14 protein-coding genes and 3 pseudogenes are annotated in these 19,553 nt (G+C 71.5%); 8 read left to right on the forward strand and 9 right to left on the reverse strand.

Going from position 1 to position 19,553, the window contains the following annotated elements:
• Window positions 1-6: 6 nt before the first annotated feature.
• The 4 genes from I8N67_RS28465 (at window position 7) to I8N67_RS28480 (ending at window position 3,431) form a co-directional block, all read left to right on the forward strand.
• A complete protein-coding gene (locus tag I8N67_RS28465; RefSeq protein ID WP_200307057.1) occupies window positions 7-720 on the forward strand; it encodes a nucleotidyltransferase family protein in 714 nt (237 codons plus the stop codon).
• Between the two features lie 7 nt (window positions 721-727).
• Entirely contained in the window at window positions 728-1,729 is a 1,002-nt protein-coding gene (locus I8N67_RS28470; RefSeq protein WP_200307059.1) for an NAD-dependent epimerase/dehydratase family protein, read from the forward strand.
• Window positions 1,726-2,382, forward strand: coding sequence for a spherulation-specific family 4 protein (locus I8N67_RS28475; RefSeq protein WP_200307061.1), 657 nt, complete (start codon window positions 1,726-1,728; stop codon window positions 2,380-2,382). The genes I8N67_RS28470 and I8N67_RS28475 overlap by 4 nt, the downstream gene beginning before the upstream one ends.
• 206 nt (window positions 2,383-2,588) lie before the next feature.
• Window positions 2,589-3,431 (forward strand): endo alpha-1,4 polygalactosaminidase, encoded by an 843-nt coding sequence (locus I8N67_RS28480; protein WP_200307062.1) that lies wholly within the window; start codon window positions 2,589-2,591, stop codon window positions 3,429-3,431.
• 49 nt (window positions 3,432-3,480) lie between these two features.
• On the opposite strand, the gene I8N67_RS28485 is transcribed toward I8N67_RS28480, so the two are convergent.
• Entirely contained in the window at window positions 3,481-5,010 is a 1,530-nt protein-coding gene (locus tag I8N67_RS28485; protein ID WP_200307064.1) for an alpha/beta fold hydrolase, read from the reverse strand.
• 339 nt (window positions 5,011-5,349) lie between these two features.
• On the opposite strand from I8N67_RS28485, the gene I8N67_RS28490 reads away from it, so the two are divergent.
• Window positions 5,350-6,576, forward strand: coding sequence for a PP2C family protein-serine/threonine phosphatase (locus I8N67_RS28490; RefSeq protein ID WP_200307066.1), 1,227 nt, complete (start codon window positions 5,350-5,352; stop codon window positions 6,574-6,576).
• 3 nt (window positions 6,577-6,579) lie between these two features.
• Here the strand turns inward: I8N67_RS28490 and I8N67_RS28495 are convergent, their stop codons facing one another.
• The 8 genes and pseudogenes from I8N67_RS28495 to I8N67_RS28525 all read right to left on the reverse strand — a co-directional run bounded on the left by I8N67_RS28495 (window position 6,580) and on the right by I8N67_RS28525 (window position 16,590).
• On the reverse strand, window positions 6,580-6,909 hold the full coding sequence (locus I8N67_RS28495; RefSeq protein WP_200307068.1) for a hypothetical protein: 330 nt from the start codon (window positions 6,907-6,909) through the stop codon (window positions 6,580-6,582).
• Between the two features lie 119 nt (window positions 6,910-7,028).
• A complete protein-coding gene (gene ligA / locus I8N67_RS28500; protein WP_200307098.1) occupies window positions 7,029-9,137 on the reverse strand; it encodes an NAD-dependent DNA ligase LigA in 2,109 nt (702 codons plus the stop codon).
• Window positions 9,138-9,429: 292 nt separating this feature from the next.
• A pseudogene (locus I8N67_RS28505) lies at window positions 9,430-9,814 on the reverse strand (VOC family protein).
• Between the two features lie 8 nt (window positions 9,815-9,822).
• Window positions 9,823-9,924 (reverse strand): annotated as a pseudogene (locus tag I8N67_RS44345) (helix-turn-helix domain-containing protein); the annotation flags it as partial.
• A gap of 90 nt (window positions 9,925-10,014) precedes the next feature.
• A complete protein-coding gene (locus I8N67_RS28510) occupies window positions 10,015-11,460 on the reverse strand; it encodes a glyceraldehyde-3-phosphate dehydrogenase (protein WP_200307070.1) in 1,446 nt (481 codons plus the stop codon).
• A gap of 107 nt (window positions 11,461-11,567) precedes the next feature.
• Window positions 11,568-13,760 (reverse strand): endonuclease, encoded by a 2,193-nt coding sequence (locus tag I8N67_RS28515; protein ID WP_200307072.1) that lies wholly within the window; start codon window positions 13,758-13,760, stop codon window positions 11,568-11,570.
• A gap of 44 nt (window positions 13,761-13,804) precedes the next feature.
• The gene (locus tag I8N67_RS28520) at window positions 13,805-14,953 is read right to left on the reverse strand and encodes a DUF8225 domain-containing protein (RefSeq protein ID WP_200307074.1); all 1,149 of its coding nucleotides are present in this window, start codon (window positions 14,951-14,953) and stop codon (window positions 13,805-13,807) included.
• Entirely contained in the window at window positions 14,950-16,590 is a 1,641-nt protein-coding gene (locus I8N67_RS28525) for a hypothetical protein (protein WP_200307076.1), read from the reverse strand. The genes I8N67_RS28520 and I8N67_RS28525 overlap by 4 nt, the downstream gene beginning before the upstream one ends.
• Before the next feature lie 320 nt (window positions 16,591-16,910).
• On the opposite strand from I8N67_RS28525, the gene I8N67_RS28530 reads away from it, so the two are divergent.
• From I8N67_RS28530 to I8N67_RS43975, 3 genes and pseudogenes are all read left to right on the forward strand, one after another.
• Window positions 16,911-17,396 (forward strand): hypothetical protein, encoded by a 486-nt coding sequence (locus I8N67_RS28530; RefSeq protein WP_200307078.1) that lies wholly within the window; start codon window positions 16,911-16,913, stop codon window positions 17,394-17,396.
• 279 nt (window positions 17,397-17,675) lie between these two features.
• A pseudogene (locus tag I8N67_RS44995) lies at window positions 17,676-18,143 on the forward strand (glycoside hydrolase family 2 TIM barrel-domain containing protein); the annotation flags it as partial.
• 28 nt (window positions 18,144-18,171) lie between these two features.
• Window positions 18,172-19,518, forward strand: a complete 1,347-nt coding sequence (locus tag I8N67_RS43975; RefSeq protein WP_267912836.1) for a glycoside hydrolase family 2 TIM barrel-domain containing protein — start codon at window positions 18,172-18,174, stop codon at window positions 19,516-19,518.
• Window positions 19,519-19,553 lie beyond the last annotated feature (35 nt).

Here is a 19,553-nt window from a genome sequence, read left to right on the forward strand (position 1 = left end):
AGCACCATGCACGCAGTGATCCTGGCGGGGGGCAAGGGCGTCCGGCTGCGGCCCTACACGACCGCGCTGCCGAAGCCGCTCGTCCCCATCGGCGACCAGCACGCCATCCTGGAGATCGTGCTGCGCCAGCTCTCCGCGGCCGGCTTCACCCACTGCACCATCGCCATCGGCCACCTCGGCGAGATCATCCGCGCCTACGTCGGCGACGGCTCCCAGTGGGACCTGACCATCGACTACGCCACCGAGGAGAGCCCGCTGGGCACCATGGGCCCGCTGCTCAACCTGCGCGACCGCCTGCCCGAGACGTTCCTCGTCATGAACGGCGACATCCTCACCGACCTCGACTACGCCGACGTCCTGCACCGCCACCGCGAGTCCGGCGCGCCCCTGACCATCGCCACCTACACCCGCCAGGTCCACATCGACTTCGGTGTCCTGACCACCGACGACTCCAAGGTCGTCGCCTTCACCGAGAAGCCGAGCATGGACTACAGCGTCTCCATGGGCGTCTACGGCGTGTCCCGCTCCACCCTGGACGGCTACACCCCCGGCCTCCCGCTGGGCTTCGACGAACTGGTCCTCGACCTGATAAAGACTCAGAACCAGCCGCACGCCTACGAGTTCGACGGGTACTGGCTGGACATCGGCCGCCCCGACGACTACGACCGGGCCAACGCCGAGTTCACCACCCGCAAGTCGCTTCTGCTCAAGGGAGCCTGAGCACCACATGCGCATTCTCGTCCTGGGTTCCACCGGCTATCTCGGCACCCACGTCGTCGAGGCACTGCGCGCCCTGCCGGGCGCGCTGGTCCTCGGCGGCGGCCGCGCGCCCACCGCCGAGTACGGCGTCGACCTCGCCACCGTCAGCCCGGACCAGCTGGCGAAGACCCTGGCGTCGGCCGCGCCCGACACCGTGATCAACTGCGCGGGCGCGACCGGCGGCGATCCCGTCACCCTCGCCGAGGTCAACGCCCGCGGCCCCGCAGTGCTGTGCGCCGCGCTGCGGGAGGCGGCGCCGGGGGCGCGGCTGGTGCACCTGGGCTCGGCCGCCGAGTACGGCCCCGGCGTCCCGGACGTCCGGGTGACGGAGTCGGCGGCCACCCGCCCCCTCGCCCCGTACGGCGCGACCAAGCTCGCGGGCACGGTCGCCGTCACCGCCTCCGGCCTGGACGCGGTCGTCCTGCGCGTGGGCAATCCGGTGGGCCCCGGGGCGCCACCCACCGGCCTGCCCGGCCGCATCGCCGGACTGCTGCGCGCGGCCGGCTCCGACCCCGACGCCGTACTGCCCCTGGGCGACCTCTCCGCGTACCGCGACTTCGTCGACGTACGCGACGTGGCCCGGGCGACCGTCCTCGCGGCCACCGCACCCGGCCCGCTGCCCCCCGTCCTCAACATCGGCGGGGGCCGGGCCGTCCCCGTGCGCGACGTCGTGCGAGGCCTCGCCGACAAGGCCGGCTTCCGGGGCCGGATCGCGGAGAACGCGGCGGGCACGGGCAGCGGGGCGGGGCCGGCCGGCTCGGTCCGCTCGGCGGACGTGTCGTGGCAGTGCTCCGACATCACCGCCGCCGAGACGGCCCTGGGCTGGCGCCCGGCCCACACCCTCGACGACGCGCTGACCGCACTCTGGGAAGACGGCGAAGCCGTGGACGCGGGGGGCGGCGGGGACGGTCGGAGCGGCGGAGGCACCGGAGGCACCGGAGGCGGCGGCAAGGGCGTCGGTACGCCGTGAGCCTGCTTATTCCGCTGTACGTGCACCCGGCCGAGGACCCGGGCGCCTGGCACCGGCTGATCAGGGCCGCGACCCGCACGTACGGCGTCGTCCTCAACCCCGCGAACGGCCCCGGCGACGGCCCCGACCCCGCCTTCGCCGCGGCGGCCCGGGCGCTGCGCGCGGCCGGGGCGCGGCTGCTCGGCTACGTCGACACCGACTACGGGGTCCGCGACCGCGCCGAGATCGCCGACGACGTACGCCGTCACCAGGAGTGGTACGCGGCCGACGGCTGCTTCCTCGACCAGGTGACGGCCACACCGGAGGGCCTGCCCGCCTGCCGCCGGCTCGTGCGGGCCGTACGCCGGCTCGGCGCCGGGACCGTCGTCCTCAACCCCGGCGTCCACCCGGCCCCCGGCTACGCCCGCCTCGCCGACCTGACCGTCACCTTCGAGGGCCACTGGTCGACGTATGTGTCGGCGTTCAGCAGACCCACCTGGGCCGCCCGGCATCCACCCGAGCGGCTCTGTCACCTCGTCTACGGCGTCCCCGAGGCACTCGTACCGCTCGCCGTGCGCACCGCACACGACCGCGGCGCGGCGGTCTGCGGCCCGGTGACCGGCGAACCGCCCAATCCCTGGGCCGAGTTGACGCCCGCACTAGGGCGCTTCTGATGGATCTCCGTGGGAGAAGGAGCGGCGTTCGGTGCGTGCTCTCGGCGTGCCGGGCGGAAGCCCTCGATGGGGGTCCCCCCGCTCGAGCGAAGCCGAGAGTGGGGGAGGAGCTACTAGGGCTTTTGTCCGGTGCGGCGAGAGGGCGTGCCGGGCGTCGCGACGCCGCGGAGATCCATCAGAAGCGCCCTAGCGGTGACGGGGACCGAATGACGAGGAGGACGACCCTCGCGTACGTGACACTGCTGGCGGCCTTGGCCGCATCGGCACTGACCGGTTGCACGGGCGGAACGGACGGCACGGACCGGCCCTCCGACGCCCCCGGCAGTCAGGACCCGACCGCCGCCGGGGAGGCCCGGTGGAAACCCCGGCCCGGTGTGGCCTGGCAGTGGCAGCTGGACGGCAGGGTCGACCCCTCGGCGGACGTGCCGGTCTACGACATCGACGGCTTCGAGAACTCCGCGGCCGACGTGGCCCGGCTGCACCGGGACGGCCGGAAGGTCATCTGCTACATCAACGTCGGTGCCTGGGAGGACTTCCGGCCCGACGCGGACACCTTCCCGCGCTCGGTGCTCGGCGAACGCAACGGCTGGGCCGGCGAACGGTGGCTCGACATCCGGCGCCTCGACGTCCTGCGGCCGATCATGGAACGCCGCTTCGACATGTGCCGCGACAAGGGCTTCGACGCGGTGGAGCCCGACCTCGTCGAGGGCTACGGCAACCACACCGGCTTCCCGCTCACCGCAGACGACCAGCTGAGGTTCAACCGCGTGATCGCCGACATCGCCCACGAGCGCGGCCTGTCGGTGGGCCTCAAGAACGACCTGCCCCAGATCCCCCAGCTCCTGGACCACTTCGACTTCGCCGTCAACGAGGAGTGCGCGCAGTACGACGAGTGTGCGGAGCTCACGCCCTTCATCGAGGCGGGCAAGGCGGTGCTCCATGTGGAGTACACGGAGCCCAGGAGCAGCTTCTGCGCCGAGTCCCGCCGACTGAAGCTGTCGTCGATGGTGAAACGACTGGAACTCGGGGTGTGGCGCCGGCCCTGCTGACCGCCCCGCCGGTATCACCGGCGGGGCGGAGGTGCTCAACGGCGCGCCTCTACGTGCGGCACGTGACGTCGCGGCCCGGGAACGAGCCCTCGGTCAGATAGGCGTCCACCGCGCGGGTGACGCAGGCGGGGGCGCCCGGGAAGGCGTAGACGGCGTGGCCCCGTCCGCCGGCGACGTACACCAGACGTGAGCCGTGCAGCGCGCGGTGCATGGCCCGGCCGCTCGGCAGCGGGGTCTGGGAATCCCACTGCTTGTGCACGACGAGGGCCCGGACCCGGTTGTCGACACGGGTGGCGGGTTCGGAGCCGCGGGGCCAGAACGCGCAGGGAGTGATGTTCGAGGCGAAGTCGCCGTACACCGGGTAGCGGGCACCGTCCCGGACGGCGTCGTGCCGGTAGCGGGCCGGATCGCGGGGCCAGGACACGGAGTTGTCGCCGCACATGATCGCCCAGTGGAGCGCGGTGGCGTTGTCCTCGAAGGAGTCGGCGCGGCCGGCCGGCCGGGGATCGGGGCGCGTGGCCCGGGCCTTGCGCAGCGCGACGACCTCGCGGGCGACCCGGTCGGGCGCGTCGAAGAACTCGGGCCGCAGCCAGTCGCGGATGTCGGCGCCGGTCAGCGCCCGCCCCCGGTGCTCCTCGTCGGAGCCCGCGTACCGCAGGGGCGTACGGTCGGCGCGGGCGACGAGCCTCTGGAAGGTGGCGCGGACTTTCGCGGGTGTGTCGCCCAGCTGGTACGTGCGGTCCTTGAGGGCCGTCCGGCGGCTCCACTCCCGGAACGCGGGTTCGGCCCCGGAGGCCATGGCCTGGACCGTGCCCCGCCCGAAGCGATCGGGTGCCACGGCGCTGTCGAGCACGAAGCGGTCGCTGTGCCGGGGGAAGAGCTGGGTGTAGACAGCGCCCAGATAGGTGCCGTAGGACCAGCCGACGTAGGAGATCCTCTTCTCGCCCAGGACACCTCGGATCACATCCATGTCGCGGGCGGTGTTCCGGGTGTTGATGTACGGCAGGCGCGTGCGGTTGCGGGCCGCGCACTTGGCCGCGATGTCGCGGGCGCGGGTGACGTCCTCGGTGTACGCGGCGGAACGATACGGATGGAACGGCGTCAGCTCGTCCTCGGTGAGGCCGCAGCGCAGCGGGCTGCTGGTGGCCAGGCCGCGAGGGTCGAAGCCGATCAGGTCGTAGCGGTCCTTCACCTTCTTGGACAGGGAATCGTTCAACTGCAGCGGATCGCCCAGCGCCGCCGTGCTGGGGCCGCCGGGGTTGGACAACAGCACACCGCGCCGCTTGCCGGGCACGCTCGTCATCAGCCGTGAGACGCGCAGCCGCAGGGGCGGGCCGGTGGGGCGTGTGTAGTCCAGGGGCACGGTGATGTCGGCGCACTGGTACGCGGCAGGCGCCTCGCTCTGGCATCGACGCCACGCGGGGCGCTGGTCGTAGTAGGGGGCCAGGGCGGACGGATGGTCCGCCGGCGCCGCGCGCTCGGCGCCCTCCGTGCCGCCCGCGCCCTCCGCGACGACAGGGACGCGGAGAGTCGCGAGCAGTACGGCCGCGGCGAGCGCGGCCTTGTGCGCAGAACGCATGCGGGGATCCTTCCAGGAGAGGACCCGGTCCGGCCGTCCGGCCCGGACCGGGTCAGCGGTCACGCCCCTCACTGTCGGCCCGCCGGCCCTGCCCATGCCTCGGCCGAAAGGCCGGAAAACCAGCGCCCGCGGCCCGAGAACCCGGCCGAAAGGCCAAAGAACCCGACAGCCGCCCACCGACCCGCGACGCTGTGCCCCTGCTCTGCCACTCTGTGCTCCCCACCCCCCACCACGGCCCGTGACCTGCCTGTCCGGCGGCGCGGCGAGGGACGCGCCGCGCCCGCCCGAGGCTCCTATGGTGGGATCACAGGACGGCTACGGACGCTGAGGCGGCGGACCATGGCGGATACGGCGATCGATTACTCGGCGGTGTTCCAGGCGCTGCCGGGAATGGTGGCGCTGCTGACACCCGAGTTCGTGTACCTGGACGCGAACGAGGAGTTCCTGCGCCTGTCGGGCCGGTCCCGCGAGCAGGTGGTCGGCCGGTATCTCTTCGACGTGTTCCCGGACAACCCCACCGATCCGGCCGCGAGCGGCATGCGGAACCTGGCGGCCTCTCTCGTCCGGGTGGTGGACAGCGGCGAGCGGGACGCGATGGCGCTGCAACGGTACGACGTGGAGTCGGCGCAGCGGCCGGGGGAGTGGGAGGTGCGGTACTGGAGCCCGGTGAACGCGCCGGTCCTCGGCCCCGACGGGAGCGTGGCGCTGATCATCCACAAGGTGGAGGAGGTCACCGAACTGATCCGGGCCCGGCGCCCGCAGGACGACCGAGCCCGCGTACTGGAGGCCGATCTCTACACCAGAGCCCGTGAGCTGCAGGACATCAACGAGGGGCTGCGCAAGGCACACGCCCGTGAACGCGAGGTCGCGCTCGCGCTGCAGAAGGCGATGCTCCCCGCTCCCAGCCCTGTCCTCCACCACCGCGCAGCCGTGCGCTACCGGCCGGCCGTCGGCGCGCTCAACGTCTGCGGCGACTGGTACGACCTCGTCGACCTGCCCGGTGCCGACCGGATGGGCGTCGCCGTCGGCGACGTCGTCGGACACGGCCTTGCCGCTGCCTGCGCCATGGGCCAGCTACGCAGCGCGCTGAGCGCCGCGTCCCTCGTCGCCGACGGCCCCGCCCAGGCGCTCGACGCCCTCGGCCTGTACGCCGACTCCGTCGACGGGGCCGAGAACACCACTGTCGTCCAGACCCGCATCGACTGGGAGGCCCGCACGGTCGCCTACAGCAGCGCCGGTCACCCGCCGCCCGTGCTCCTGCGCCGCGACGGCACGGTCGTCTTCCTCGACAAGGCCACCGATCCACCGCTCGGCGCCCGCCCGGAGCCGGTCGCCCGCCCGGAGGCCGCCGTCGGCTTCAGTGAGGGAGACACCCTGGTCCTCTACACCGACGGGCTGATCGAACGCCGCCGCGAGGACATCGACACCGGCCTCACCCGCCTCGCCGACGCCCTCACCCGCCACCGCCGAGCCATCCCCGAAACCCTCGCCGACGCCCTCCTGCACGCCCTCCTTCCGGCGGACGGCGCCACCGACGACACCGCGCTGGTCATCATCCGACTGTGACCTTCACTCGTCCCCATGCGGTGCCTCGTCCAGAAGCAGGCGTGGGCGGTTCACCGAATGCGGCGGACCGGGAGGTGGATGAGGTTGAGCGTGTGTCAGGAACTGCCGGGCGCTCCATGCCACGACGGCGGGAAGTACGTCCGTGAACGCCTTCAGAGCGGGGAGGCCGTTGACGGCTGCTCGGCCGTCGCTGCGACGGCCACGCTCCAGGAGGACCGGCAAGGTGTGTTCCATGTGCGTCCCGAGCCGCCGGCTCTCCTCGCTGTGGCATTGGAGGTCGTGGCGGCTCCAGGGAACCATCACGCTCACCCACGGGCGGATGGCCGTGTCCATCGCCTTGAGCCTGCGCCGGCGGTCCTATCAAGGAGTATCCAGCGGTCGACCAGCAGGATGCCGGGGCAGTCGGACGGCCTGGCGAGACCTCGCGACGACGGCCCGTCCGCGAGGCCGGGTCAGTCGAGGAAGCCGGCCACCAGCGTGGCGAACTCGTCGGGGTCCGCCAGGCGCAGGCCGAGGGCTTCGGCCTTGGCCCGCTTGGAGCCCGCGTTCTCGCCCGCGACGACCAGAGAGGTCTTCTTGGACACGCTGGAGGAGGAGCGTCCACCGGCGCGCTCGATCAGTTCGTTCATCTGGTTGCGGCTGAGCTTCTCCAGTACGCCGGTCATGGCGCCCGTCACCACCACGGTCATCCCGGCGAGCGGACCGGCGTCGGGTGCGGGGCTTTCGCCGGTTTCGGCGCCGGTTTCGGCCTCGGTCTCGGTGGCCGGGGCGGGTGGCGTGGCGCCGGGCTCGGTCATGTTCACCCCGGCCGCGACGAGTCTGTCGATGAGCGGGGCGAGTTCGGCCAGCTCGGCGACGATGGACGGGGCCTTCTCGGTGCCGATGCCCTCGACCCGCTGGATCGCCTCGGCGTCCGCGGCGCGGATGTGGTCCATGGTGGCGAAGTGCCGGGCGATACGGCGGGACATGGAACGGCCGGTGCCCCGGACCCCCAGCGCGCACAGCACCCGCGACAGGGGCCGCCCCCGGGCCGTGTCCAGCGCGGCGAGAAGATTGTCGGTGCTCGTCTCACCCATGCGCTCCAGGCCGAGCAACTGCTCCCGGGTGAGCGCGAACAGGTCGGCGAGATCGGCGACCAGGCCCGCGTCGACGAGTTGGACGACACGGGTGTGACCGAGGCCTTCGACGTCGAGCTGGTCGCGGCCGACGGCGTACGACAGGGACGCGACCAGATGGCAGTTGCGGCCGTTCTCGCAGCGCCAGCGCTGTTCCCCGGTGTCGATGCCGGAGCCGCATCTCGGGCACACCTCGGGGAAGACGATGGGCTGTTCGTCGCCGGTGCGCAGATGGGCGACGGGCGCCTCCACACGTGGGATGACGTCACCGGCGCGGTGGACCATGACATGGTCGCCCAGCCGCAGGCCACGGCGGGTGATGTCGGCCGGGTTGTGCAGGGTGGCGTACGTGATGGTGGAGCCGTCGATCTCGACGGGCTCCAGCACTCCGCGGGGGGCGATGATGCCGGTGCGGCCGACGTTCCACTGCACCTCCAGCAGCCGGGTGATCTTCTCGACGGCGGGCAGCTTGTAGGCGATCGCCCAGCGCGGGGCGCGTGAACCGGAGCCTGCGGCCCGCTGGTCGGCGGCCAGGTCGGCCTTGATGACGATCCCGTCGATGCCGAACGGCAGCTCGGCCCGCAGCGTGGCGATCTCCTTCACCCGGCCCAGCACGTCCTCGGCGGTGCCGGCGGTGACGCCGGGCACGGCCGTACCCGCGGTGGTGTGCACGCCGAGTCCGGCGGCCCGTGCCATCAGCTCGCTGTGGGCGAGTTCGCCCAGCCGCCCGGCGAACTCGGCGTCCGTGGCGGGCAGTGCGAGCAGGCCGTAGCCGAAGAAGGTCATCGGCACGGTGTACGCCCGCTCCCGGGCGCGCAGGGTGCCGGCGGCGGCGTTGCGCGGGTTCGCGAACGGCTGCCCGCCGTGCGCGGTGCGCACCTCGTTGGCGTGCTCGAACTGGACGGTGGTCATGAGGACTTCGCCCCGCACCTCCACGGTGACCGGCTCGGCCAGCTCGGCCGGCAGCCCCTCGATGGTGCCGATCGCGTGCGAGACGTCCTCCCCGGCCGTCCCGTCGCCACGGGTGATCAGCCTCGTGAGCCGTCCCTCGGTGTAACGGGCGGCGACCGCCAGGCCGTCCAGCTTCGGTTCGACGCCGAACCGCTCCACGTCGTGCCCGATCCGCCGCGCCAGCGACGCCGTCCACGCCGTGAACTCCTCGGCCGAGAACACGTTGTCCAGGCTCAGCATCGCCACCGTGTGCGGTACATCGCCCTCGACCGCCCCGCCGGCGACCTTCCCGGTCGGCGAGTCCGGCACTATCCCGTCCGGGTGCTCCGCCTCCCACGCCGCGATGCCCCGCACGAGGCGGTCGTAGGCGTCGTCGTCCAGGACCGACGTGCCGCCCGTGTAATAGGCGGCCGAAGCCTTCACCGCGTCCTCGACGGCCCGTGCGTAGGCGGCGGCATCCACGATCACTGCAACTGATGTCGTCATGCCCGCCATCCTGCCTGCCACCACTGACAACGCTCCGTGGACCAGTCCCACCGGTGCTCCCGTCTCCGTGGCCCGGCCACCGCGTCCGCCGCCGTACGCGGTGGCCGGCGACGGAGACGTGCAGCTCGGCGCCGTACACCGCCACCATGCGCGCGCCGAACCGTCCCTCCCGACTGCGCAGCAGGGCGCAGCGCAGGGGCAGGGGTGCGGGGGAGCGCCATCCGGGCGAACTGTGCGAAGGGCGGGCCGGGATCGTGCGGCCACGGCTGGACCCCCTCGGGCACCGGTGCACGAGCCGTGCTCAGCCCTTCGGCTGGGTGAAGCGGATGCTGTTGCCGAAGGGGTCGCACAGGCCGCGGTCGATGCCGTACGGGCGGTCGGTGGGCTCCTCGGTGAACTCGACGCCACGGCCCAGCAGCGTCTCGCGGGGCTTGCGGCGGTCGTCCGTGCTGAAGATGAGGTGGCCGCCCATGGCGCCCTTCGTCAGCAGCTCACGGACCCTGCTCCGCCGTCTCCTCGGACAGCGCCGGGGACCCCGGCTTCTCCAGCAGGATCTGCCGCTCGGGGTGGCCGGGCACGTCGACGGTCAGCCAGCACATGAAGCCCAGGATGACATCGGTGTTGACCTCCAGGCCGAGCTTGCCGACGTGGAAGTCGAGGGCGTCGCCCTGGCCGAGGACGTAGATCTGCGAGTCCTGGCCGGCGCGGGGACGTCCAGCGGCTGGGCGTAGGCGCGGTCCATGGCGTCCCGGGCCCGCAGCATGCGGCGGTTGGACTCTTCTGCGGCACGGCTCACGGCGCCATCACACCATGCCGCGCCGCCACCCCGCAGGGCACGCTCGCCCGGTGACAGCCGTGGGCCGTCACAGGGCGAGGGCGCGTCGGATCAGACCGCCGGGGACGGGTACGTCGGGTACTCCACCCCGGAGACGTGCTGGACGACGCGGATGACCTGGCAGGAGTAGCCGAACTCGTTGTCGTACCAGAGGTAGAGGATCGCGTTGTCGCCGTCGACCTTGGTGGCGCCGGCGTCGACGATCGAGGCGTGGCGGGAGCCGATGAAGTCGCTGGAGACCGAGTCGGGGGCGTTGGTGAAGTCGATCTGGCGCTTGAGCGGCGAGGTCAGCGAGACGTTGCGGAGATAGTCGAGGACCTCCTCGCGGTCGGTCTCGCGGCCGAGGCGCAGGCTGAGGATCGCGATCGAGACGTCCGGGACGGGGACGCGGATCGAGCTGCCGGTGATCGGCGCCTTCAGGTCGGGCAGCGCCTTGGCGACGGCCGAGGCGGCACCCGTCTCGGTGATGACCATGTTGAGCGGCGCGGAACGGCCCCGGCGGTCGGACTTGTGGTAGTTGTCCAGCAGGTTCTGGTCGTTGGTGAACGAGTGGACGGTCTCCACGTGGCCGCGCAGCACGCCGAACTCGTCGTCCATCGCCTTCAGCGGCGGCACGATCGCGTTGGTGGTGCAGGAGGCGCAGGACAGGATCTGCTCGTCCGGCTTGATCGTGTCGTGGTTGACGCCGTGCACGATGTTCGGGACGTCGCCCTTGCCGGGCGCGGTCAGGACGACCTTGTCGATGCCGGGACGCAGATGCGTCGACAGGCCCTCCCGGTCGCGCCACTTGCCCGTGTTGTCGATGAGGATGGCGTTCTTGATGCCGTACGCGGTGTAGTCGACCTCGGACGGGTCGTTCGCGTAGATCACCTTGATCGTGTTGCCGTTGGCGACGATCGTGCTGTTCGCCTCGTCGACCGTGATCGTGCCCTGGAACTGGCCGTGGATGGAGTCCCGGCGCAGCAGCGAGGCGCGCTTGACGATGTCCTGCTCGCCGCCGCCCCGCACCACGATGGCGCGCAGCCGCAGACCGTTGCCCGAGCCGGCCTTCTCGATCAGCAGACGGGCGACGAGGCGGCCGATACGGCCGAAGCCGTAGAGGACGACGTCGCGTCCCTCGCCGCCCTCGATCTTGTTGGCCCCCGTGGCGCCGGCGACGGCCTCGGCCGTGAACTCCGCGATCGTCAGGCCGCGTTCGTCGGCCCGGTAGGTCGCGGCGAGCATGCCGATGTCGATCTGGGAGGGGCCGAGGTCGAGCGTGGTGAGGGCCTGCAGGAACGGCAGGGTGTCGGTGACCGAGAGCTCCTCACCGGCGATCTGGCGGGCGAACCGGTGGGTCTTCAGGATGCTGACGACCGACTTGTTCACCAAGGAGCGGCTGTGCAGCAGGACCGTCACGTCCCGCTCGCGGTGCAGCTTCCCGATGATCGGGATCATCGACTCCGCGATCTCCTCGCGGTTCTTCCAGTTGGTGAACGAGTCCTCGTTGACAGTCACAGATTTATCTTTCGAGCTAGGCGGCGCTCATATGCTAAACGCTCGCCGATCGGATCACGCCACCGGGGGACCCGAACCCGGTGGCGTGATCGTTGTGTGGCGCGAGGTCAGGGCCAGACGCCGGAGAAGTCGATCTTCTCGGCCCAGTCCGGGTGGTCTATCAGCGGATTGCGGTTGCCCTGCAGTTCGGCGATGGCGGCGTTGCGGTGCAGCTCGTACTCGGTCACCGGGTCGTTGACGTGCCAGGCCAGGAGGGTCGGCAGCCGGTTCTCGGGGAACTCGCGCGGGGTGTCGCCGACCTGCTTCGGGTAGCGCAGCAGGAAGTACAGGGTGGCCCGGGCGACCGCGCCCTTGCCCGCCTTGGGCTCGAACCCGACGTCGTCGCGCATCCCGCAGGCGTCCCGGATCTTCTCCTCGAAGTCGGGGAAGTCGAAGTAGGGGAAGTTGCTGCGGTAGCTGTTGCAGCCCACCTCGCAGGCGAACAGATGGTGCAGGTCGCCCCGCATGGGCTCCTTCTTGAGGAACCACGACTGCGGCACGACGTGTTCGCAGTTGAACGGCATCGACGCCTCCAGCGCGTCGACCTCCGCCTCGAACTCGGCCGGGCCCGCCGTCCCCTCGTGCAGGAAGAGCTCCTGGATGCGCGCCAGCCTGGCCTCCTCCACGGCGGCGTCCGCCCGTATGAACTCCTCCGCGGAGAAGTCCTTGCCGGAGTAGATGCTGCGCAGCCGGCCGTCCCGGTGCAGGTCGACCCACGGATAGACGAGCCGGATCGGCTTGTACTTGGGCCGAGGGTCGTGTGTCCGCGTCAGCAGTTCGGTGAGCGCGCGGCGCAGTGCGTCCGCGTTGTCGGTGCCGATGCCCGCGTAGTAGGTGTCGCGGGCGGCGGTGTCGGCGGCCGGGTCGTAGTACGGCCGCTCCCGCGCGAGCCGGTGGTTGACCAGGGCCGCGTTCACGTCCCGCTCGACCGCGAAGGCCACGTCGGGCCGCCCGGCCGGGGGCGGCGGCGTGGGTGTGAGCCCGGTCGGCGGCGCGGTGACGGTCGCCACCGGGAACGCCGAGGCGTCGAGGCCGACGCTGATCCGCAGCGGCACGGTGAGATGGGCGGTGCCGTCGGTCATGTACGCCCGCGCTCCGTCGGGTCCCGGAAGCGCGGCTGCCCCGTCGCCCGTGGGCGTGGGCGTGGGCGCGGGCGGGGCGCTCTCGACCGGGGCCGGAGCGGGCCCGGTCGTCGTCCCGGCGCTGAACACCTCGTCGCGGAGCCGGGCGGCCGCACCGGTCAGGGTGAGCTCGTGCAGGGCACGCAGCACACGGCTGATCCGCACCCCTTCGTTGGCCTTCCACGCCAGCCGGTCGTCGCCCATGTCCGGCGTCCAGACGGTTCCGTCGACGCTGAGGGGACGGCCCTGGTCGTCGGTCTTCGGGACGGCCGAGTGGTGCAGCGCGACGACCTCCCACTGGTCGTTGAAGACCGGCGAACCCGACGAACCCTCACGGGTGTCGCATTCGTAGTGCATGAAGCGGTCGAGTATGTCCACGACCTGGTTCTCGCGCAGCGCGAGCTGCTTGGGCTCGCCCCGGGGGTGCTGGATGATGCTGACGAACTCCCCGATGACGACCTTGCCCAGCGCCTCGCTGAGCGTCAGCCGGCCGAAGGAGGAGAGCGCCTCGCCCCGCGCCCCGCGTTCGGCCACGGCGACCAGGCTGAAGTCCAGTGCGCGGTCGGTGACGAAGAACCGGTGCGGCTCCAGCTGGAACACCGGTGTGAGCGGATGCCCGTCGATCCCGGCCTGCAGCGAGAACGCGACCACACTGCGGCGGGCCTCCTCCTGGCTGCGCAGCACATGGTTGTTGGTGAGCAGGAGCGAGGGGGACACCATGAAACCGGTGCCGTGGCCGGCCCCGGGGCCGCTGATGGTGATGCGGCCGACCGAGCGGGAGACGAGGGCGCCCTCCTCCAGGAACGCGACCGGAGTGAGGTTGTTGCGCCCGATGAGGCGTTCCAGGCCCAGCACGTCGCTGCCGAAGCTCTCCGGCGGCAGCCGCAAAGTGCTTCCGGCCGCGGTCACCGGCTCCGACGGCTCCCGCTCGATCGCCCTGGCCAGTGACCAGTCGGCGCCGAGGCGGGCCAGCCGCTTCTCGACCCGCTCCGGTTCATCGGCGTACAGCACGCCACGCGTCTGGAGCAGCTCTCGGGTTCGCTCCCGCTCGCCGGTCCGGTTCGCATAGCGTTCCGCGGCCCTCGTCAGCTGTGACAGGTAGGTGGATTCCGTGGGGGAGAAGAGTTCAGCCGTTGTCATGGGTCCGCCTCCCGTGTGTGGCGGTGTAGGTGGTGTACGGCGCGCTACGCCACGAGTCGTGTGCTGCGCGATGCCTGGTCGGGGTGGGTCCCGAGGTAGCCGTGCGCGGAGAACGCGGCGGGGGAGAAGGCGCCCGGCTCGACGTCGTCACCCGCCGCGAGCTCCACGCAGGAGGTCCGCGGCTGGACCTCGCTCCGGCCCAGGCGGCAGGCGGTGGCCATGAGTTTCACGGTGACGAAGTCGGCGATCTGGGCGCCGAACTCGATGGGCCTGCCGCCGATGGTGATGTCGCCCACGGCGAAGTCCCGGTCCGCGGGCACCTCGTAGACCGCGCGTACCGGGAAGTCGGCGGCGCCGCGTTCGACGGTCCAGAAGCTCTTCGGATCGGAACCGTCGGGAGCGCTCCAACCGTCGGTGGCCAGGTCGTCGAAGTAGATCCCCACCGGGTCGCTGAGTGCGATGTCCGCTTTCTGCCGGGCGACCGCGTTGACGACCTCACCGATGTGCGGGTCGCTGTTGCGGTCCGGCACGCCGTACTTGCCGCAGGCGATGAGTTCCTGTGCGCCCGTGAGTTCCCGGCCGCCGATGACGCGCCGGATCGTGGCGGCGGCGGCGAGTTCGATCTCCGCACCGAGGGTGTTGGACTGCTGGATGAGGTGCATCGCACCCTGTGTCGTGGAGTCGTTCCACTGATTGCGCCGTACGTACCGGCCGTTCGGGCCGAAGAGGTCGCTCTTGCGCACGGCCGGGTCGATGTGGGCGCGGTAGAGGTCGAGGGCCTTCTCCGGGCTGGTCTGCGCCAGCACGTCCCAGTACTCGGGGCCCTCGCAGGTGAAGGTGACGCGGGTGATCCTGCCCGTGCCGTCGCGGGTCACGCTCCACTCGCAGTACTCGTCCTGTACATCGCGGCTGGCGTCGGCGCGTTGCCAGCGCTGCCGGTCCGAGACCGCGGACCTGAGGCGGTTGGGAAACGCGGTCCAGGTGACGGCCGACTGGACCGCGTCCGTCGCGGTGTCCGTCCTGGTGAGGTTGTAGAACTGCGGCCGGGGGCTGTCGTGCAGCACCTCGGCCGGGTCCGGCCCGGCGATCGCCTGGTCGACACTGTCGTTGATGAAGACGTGCCACGCCTTCGTCCCGACGTCATCGAGGTCGGTGAGCCGGCCGGGAGGCCCGTACGCGTTGATGGTGGTCATGGAGAACCTCCGGTGGTCACGACAGCGACGGTGCCGTCCTCGTGCATGCGCAGCCGAGGTGCGTCGGCCGGGATGTCGGTCGTCGGCAGGGTGAGCGCGAACTCGTTGAGCCTCATCTCCTTGAACATGCGGCGGCGCGACTCCGCCAGCCTGGTGAACTCGTCGAATCCCGAGGCCGTACGGAGCCGTGCCGCGACCTTCTCCAGGTACACGTCCACGCGTTGGGCGAAGACGCCGCGCCAATCTGCTTCGGGAAGCGCCCAGTTGCGCGCGAACTCGGCCTCGGGGCTGTCGGCCGGCAGGGTCCGCGCGGCGGCGGCCACGGCTGCGGCGATGTCGTCGCACCACGTGGAGACGGGCACGGGCGCGGTGGGCACGTACCTCATCAGGTGGGCGCGGACCGGGCTGAAGACCGGGTTGGTGAAGTCCACCATCAGCGCGCAGGCCGCGAATCCGGCCGGTACGAGATTCTTCTCCACCAGTTGCCGCACCACGTCGTTGTCCTCGTACGCGGCCTCCGGGACGACGAAGGCGAAGAACGTGTCGCCGGGCTGCGAGAAGTCGCTCACCTGTTCCTCCAGCCGGAAGCCGAGGGCCTGGAGGCTGTCCGCGTACAGGGACGTCGGCGCGGACGGCACGGTGGCCGTGCTCACCGGCAGACCGAGGTCGTTGAGCAGGGCGTCGGCGTTCAGCCAGAAGCCCAGGGGCAGGCTCAGATCTCTGCCGCCGGACGCGACCGTCGCGCTCTGTGTGGATGTACTGGCGAGGTTGACCGTGGTGGTGGTGAACAACTGCCGCAGCAGATGGTCGGGGTGGGTCACCATGCCGTCGTCGACGACCGCCGAGAGCCGCGCAGCGGTCCACCGGGAGACGAGCCCCTTCACGGTGAGCTCCAGCCGCTCGGCGCCGATGACCTGGCCGTGGAGGGGGTTGTCGCGCAACGGGTCGTCCGGGGCGAGCTGGATCGTCGCGGACATCGACTGCCAGTTGCTCCAGGGCTGCTTGAGTTCCTTCATGACGACGCTGCCGTTGACATGGCTGTCGAAGCAGCCCTTCCCCCGGGACTCGGGCGCCATCGACGACCAGGAGTCGCCCGTCCACACCCAGGCCGGCGAGATCCGCATGTAGTAGTTGAAGACCTGGGCCACCGGGTCCCAGGCGGCGACCTGGAGGAAGACCGAGCCGGGGTCACTGCTGACCAGCAGGTCCGGGTCCTTGCCCGGTGCCGCGCGGGAGACCGCGAATCGGAGGTCGCGGCGGAGCCCCGGAGTCTCGTCCGGCGGGATCTGCCCGGCCTCGCTGATCAGATACACCGACTGCGTCGGGAGCTCGCCCGCCCGGGTCAGTCCGTCCAGTACCTCTTCCAGTGTCATGGGCCAGTGATCCCGCTGGAAGAACACCCTGGCCATCGGGTCCCGCAGCCCGTCGGACTGCCCCGCGGGCATGGGCACCGGGCCCCGGTCCACGCCACTGACGCCGCGGTACAGCGTCCTCGGCCGCAGCCCGCCGCCCTCGTCCGCCGGGCCGGCCGCCGGGCCGGCCGCCGGGCCGGCCGCCGGTTCTGCCGCTGCCGTCGCCGCGGCTTCCGGCCAGGCGGTCGCCCGTCGGCGTTCAGGGGTGCGGTCCCACAGGGACATGGCTATTCCACCCTCCGTCGCGCACTGCTACGAGAAGTGGCTCAGGACGTAGGACAGGGCGGCGTCGACGTTCATTGGTGTGGCTGTCCCCCTATCGATGCTGACATCTGCGGCAAACATGCGCAAAAGGTGCATTTGGTGAGTTGGGGGATTCCATCCCGGTGGGCCGGTCCAGCCTCCTGCGTTTGCCGACGGGCATCTTGACGCGACGCCTTCGCCGATCTGTCATGTCTATGCCAGTTCAGCATCCTGCTTGATGTTCGGTATGACGAATGCTCATGGAGAGGTGACGAGAGATGGCGACGAGGAAGAGCGGTGGCGTGACACGGCGTCAGGCGCTGCGGTTCGGCGCGGTGGCCGCGGGCGCCGCCGGGCTGGACGTTCACGGAGCGGCCGTCGCGAAGGTGTCGGCCGTGGCGGGGCGGGAGCGGGAGCGGTCGTTCGACGACGGGTGGCTGTTCTTACGCGGCGACGCCACCGGCGCCGAGGCGCCGGCCTTCGACGACAGCTCCTGGCGGACACTGGACCTCCCGCACGACGGGACCATCGAGGACCTTCCGTACGCCACCTCCGACGACGACGGCGGCGCCACGAGCTTTCCGTCCCTCCTGGTGCCCGAGGAACCCGACCCGGCCTGGCCCGCGCCGCCGGACGCGATCGGTCCGTTCGATCCGGGGCGTAGCCAGAACGGCGGCTCGATCGGATACACGGTCGGCGGCACCGGCTGGTACCGCAAGCACTTCGAGGTGGCGGAACCGGCCGACGGCCGTGAGTCACATATGGAGCTGCGGTTCGACGGGGTGTAGCAGAACGCGGATGTCTGGCTGAACGGCAGACACCTCGGCTTCCATCCCAACGGCTACACGTCCTTCGCGTACGACCTGACCCCGCACCTCGATCCCACGGGGCCGAACGTGCTCGCCGTCCGCGTCGACAACAACGGCCGGAACAGCCGCTGGTACTCGGGCTCGGGGATCTACCGGCACACCTGGCTGACGGCGACCGGGCCCGTGCGGATCCCCCTCTGGGGCGTGCACGTGACGACGCCCGAGGTGGGCACGGGACGCTCGGTCGCCCGGGTGGAGGTGTCGGTCGCCAACCTCGGGGCGCGGTCGGCGTCGGCGTCGGCGCGGGTGACGGTCCGCGATCCGCGCGGCAGGACCGTGGCCGTGCGCCGGGCGCCCGCGCGGAGTGTCGCGTCGGGCGCGACGGCCGTCTCGGTGCTCGAACTCCCCGTCGGACGGGCGGCCCTGTGGTCCATGGACGCGCCGAGCCTCTACACCGCGCATGCCGAGGTCCTCGTCGACGGCGAAGTCGTGGACACACTGACCACGACCTTCGGGATCCGCTCGCTGGCGTGGAACGGCGAGGCCGGCCTCCTGCTCAACGGCGAGCCGGTCAAGGTGATGGGCGGCAACGTCCACCACGACCACGGCCCGCTGGGCGCCGTCGCGCTCGACCGCTCGGAGGAACGCCGCGTCGAGATCCTCAAGAAGGCCGGCTTCAACTCGATCCGCACGGCCCACAATCCGCCGACCCCGGCACTGCTCGACGCCTGCGATTCGGCTCGGCATCCTGGTGATGGACGAGTTCTTCGACGTGTGGGACACCGGCAAGAACCCCGACGACTACTCGGTGCACTTCGCCCAGTGGTGGGAGCGGGACCTCACGAACACGGTCCTGCGCGACCGCAACCACCCCAGCGTGGTGATGTGGTCGCTGGGCAACGAGATCACCGACGGAACCAACGGGCACCGGGGCGCACAACTGGCGGCACTGCTCCGCACCCTCGACACCACCCGGCCCGTCACCCTCGGCGGCGGCTCCACCCACTCGGCGGACGACCCGTCCTGGAACTACGTCGACATCGGCGACGTTCACTACAACGCCAACGGCAAGGGCTACGCCCAGATGCACGCCGCCCACCCCGACAAGGCGATGACCCACAACGAGACGTTCCCCGCGACGATCCACCAGGACATCACCTTCGCCGACCGGCACGACTGGGCCGTGGGCACCTGGATCTGGGCCGCCTGGGACTACCTCGGCGAGGCCGGCATCGGCAAGACGGCGATCCCGCCCGTGGGCACGGGGGCGGCCATCGGCGACCAGAGCGTCATGCCCGGCTGGTCCATCTCCCGCGAACTGCACCACACCTGGGGCGGCTTCGGCTATCCGTACCCCTACTTCCAGGGGAACTGCGGCGACTTCGACCTGATCGGGCAGCGCAAGCCGCAAAGCCACTGGCGCGCCGCGGTGACCGGCCGCAGCCCCGTGGAACTGCTGGTGGAACGCCCGACCCCGCCCGGCACCGAGCAGGTCGCGCTGTGGTGGGGCTACTTCGACGAACTGGCGAGCTGGACGTGGGACGACGTCGAGCGCGGCCACCCGATGACCGTGCACGTCTACACACCGGGCGACCGCGTACGGCTGCTGCTCGACGGCGAGGAGTTCCCCGGCGGCGCCCCGACGGCCCCCGAGCGGGCCATGGCCACCTTCACCGTGCCCTACGCGCCCGGCGAGCTGACCGCCGTCGCCGAGCGGGACGGCGAGGAGATCGGCCGTACGACGCTCCGCACGGTCGGCGCACCGGCCGCCCTACGGCTCGTCCCGGACGTCCGGACCCTCACCACCGGCCGCGACGACCTCGCCCATGTCCTCGTCGAGGTGGTCGACAGCCACGGCCGGGTCGTCCCCGACGCGACCCACAAGGTGACCTTCGAGGTCGACGGCGCGGGGGAGCTGGCCGGCGTCGGCAACGGCAACCCGCACAACGTCGACAGCTTCCAGCGGCCCGCCCGCTACACCTGGCACGGCAAGGCCCTCGCGATCCTCCGCCCGGCGAAGCGACCGGGCCGACTCACGCTCACCGCGAGGACCTCCGGCCTGAGCCCGGCGACGCTGACCCTGCCGGTCCGAAGGCGGTGACGGTCGACGGTCGTGACGGGGGCTGAGGGTGCTCG

The sequence above is a fragment of the Streptomyces adelaidensis genome (assembly GCF_016598475.1).
Taxonomy (GTDB): domain Bacteria; phylum Actinomycetota; class Actinomycetes; order Streptomycetales; family Streptomycetaceae; genus Streptomyces; species Streptomyces adelaidensis.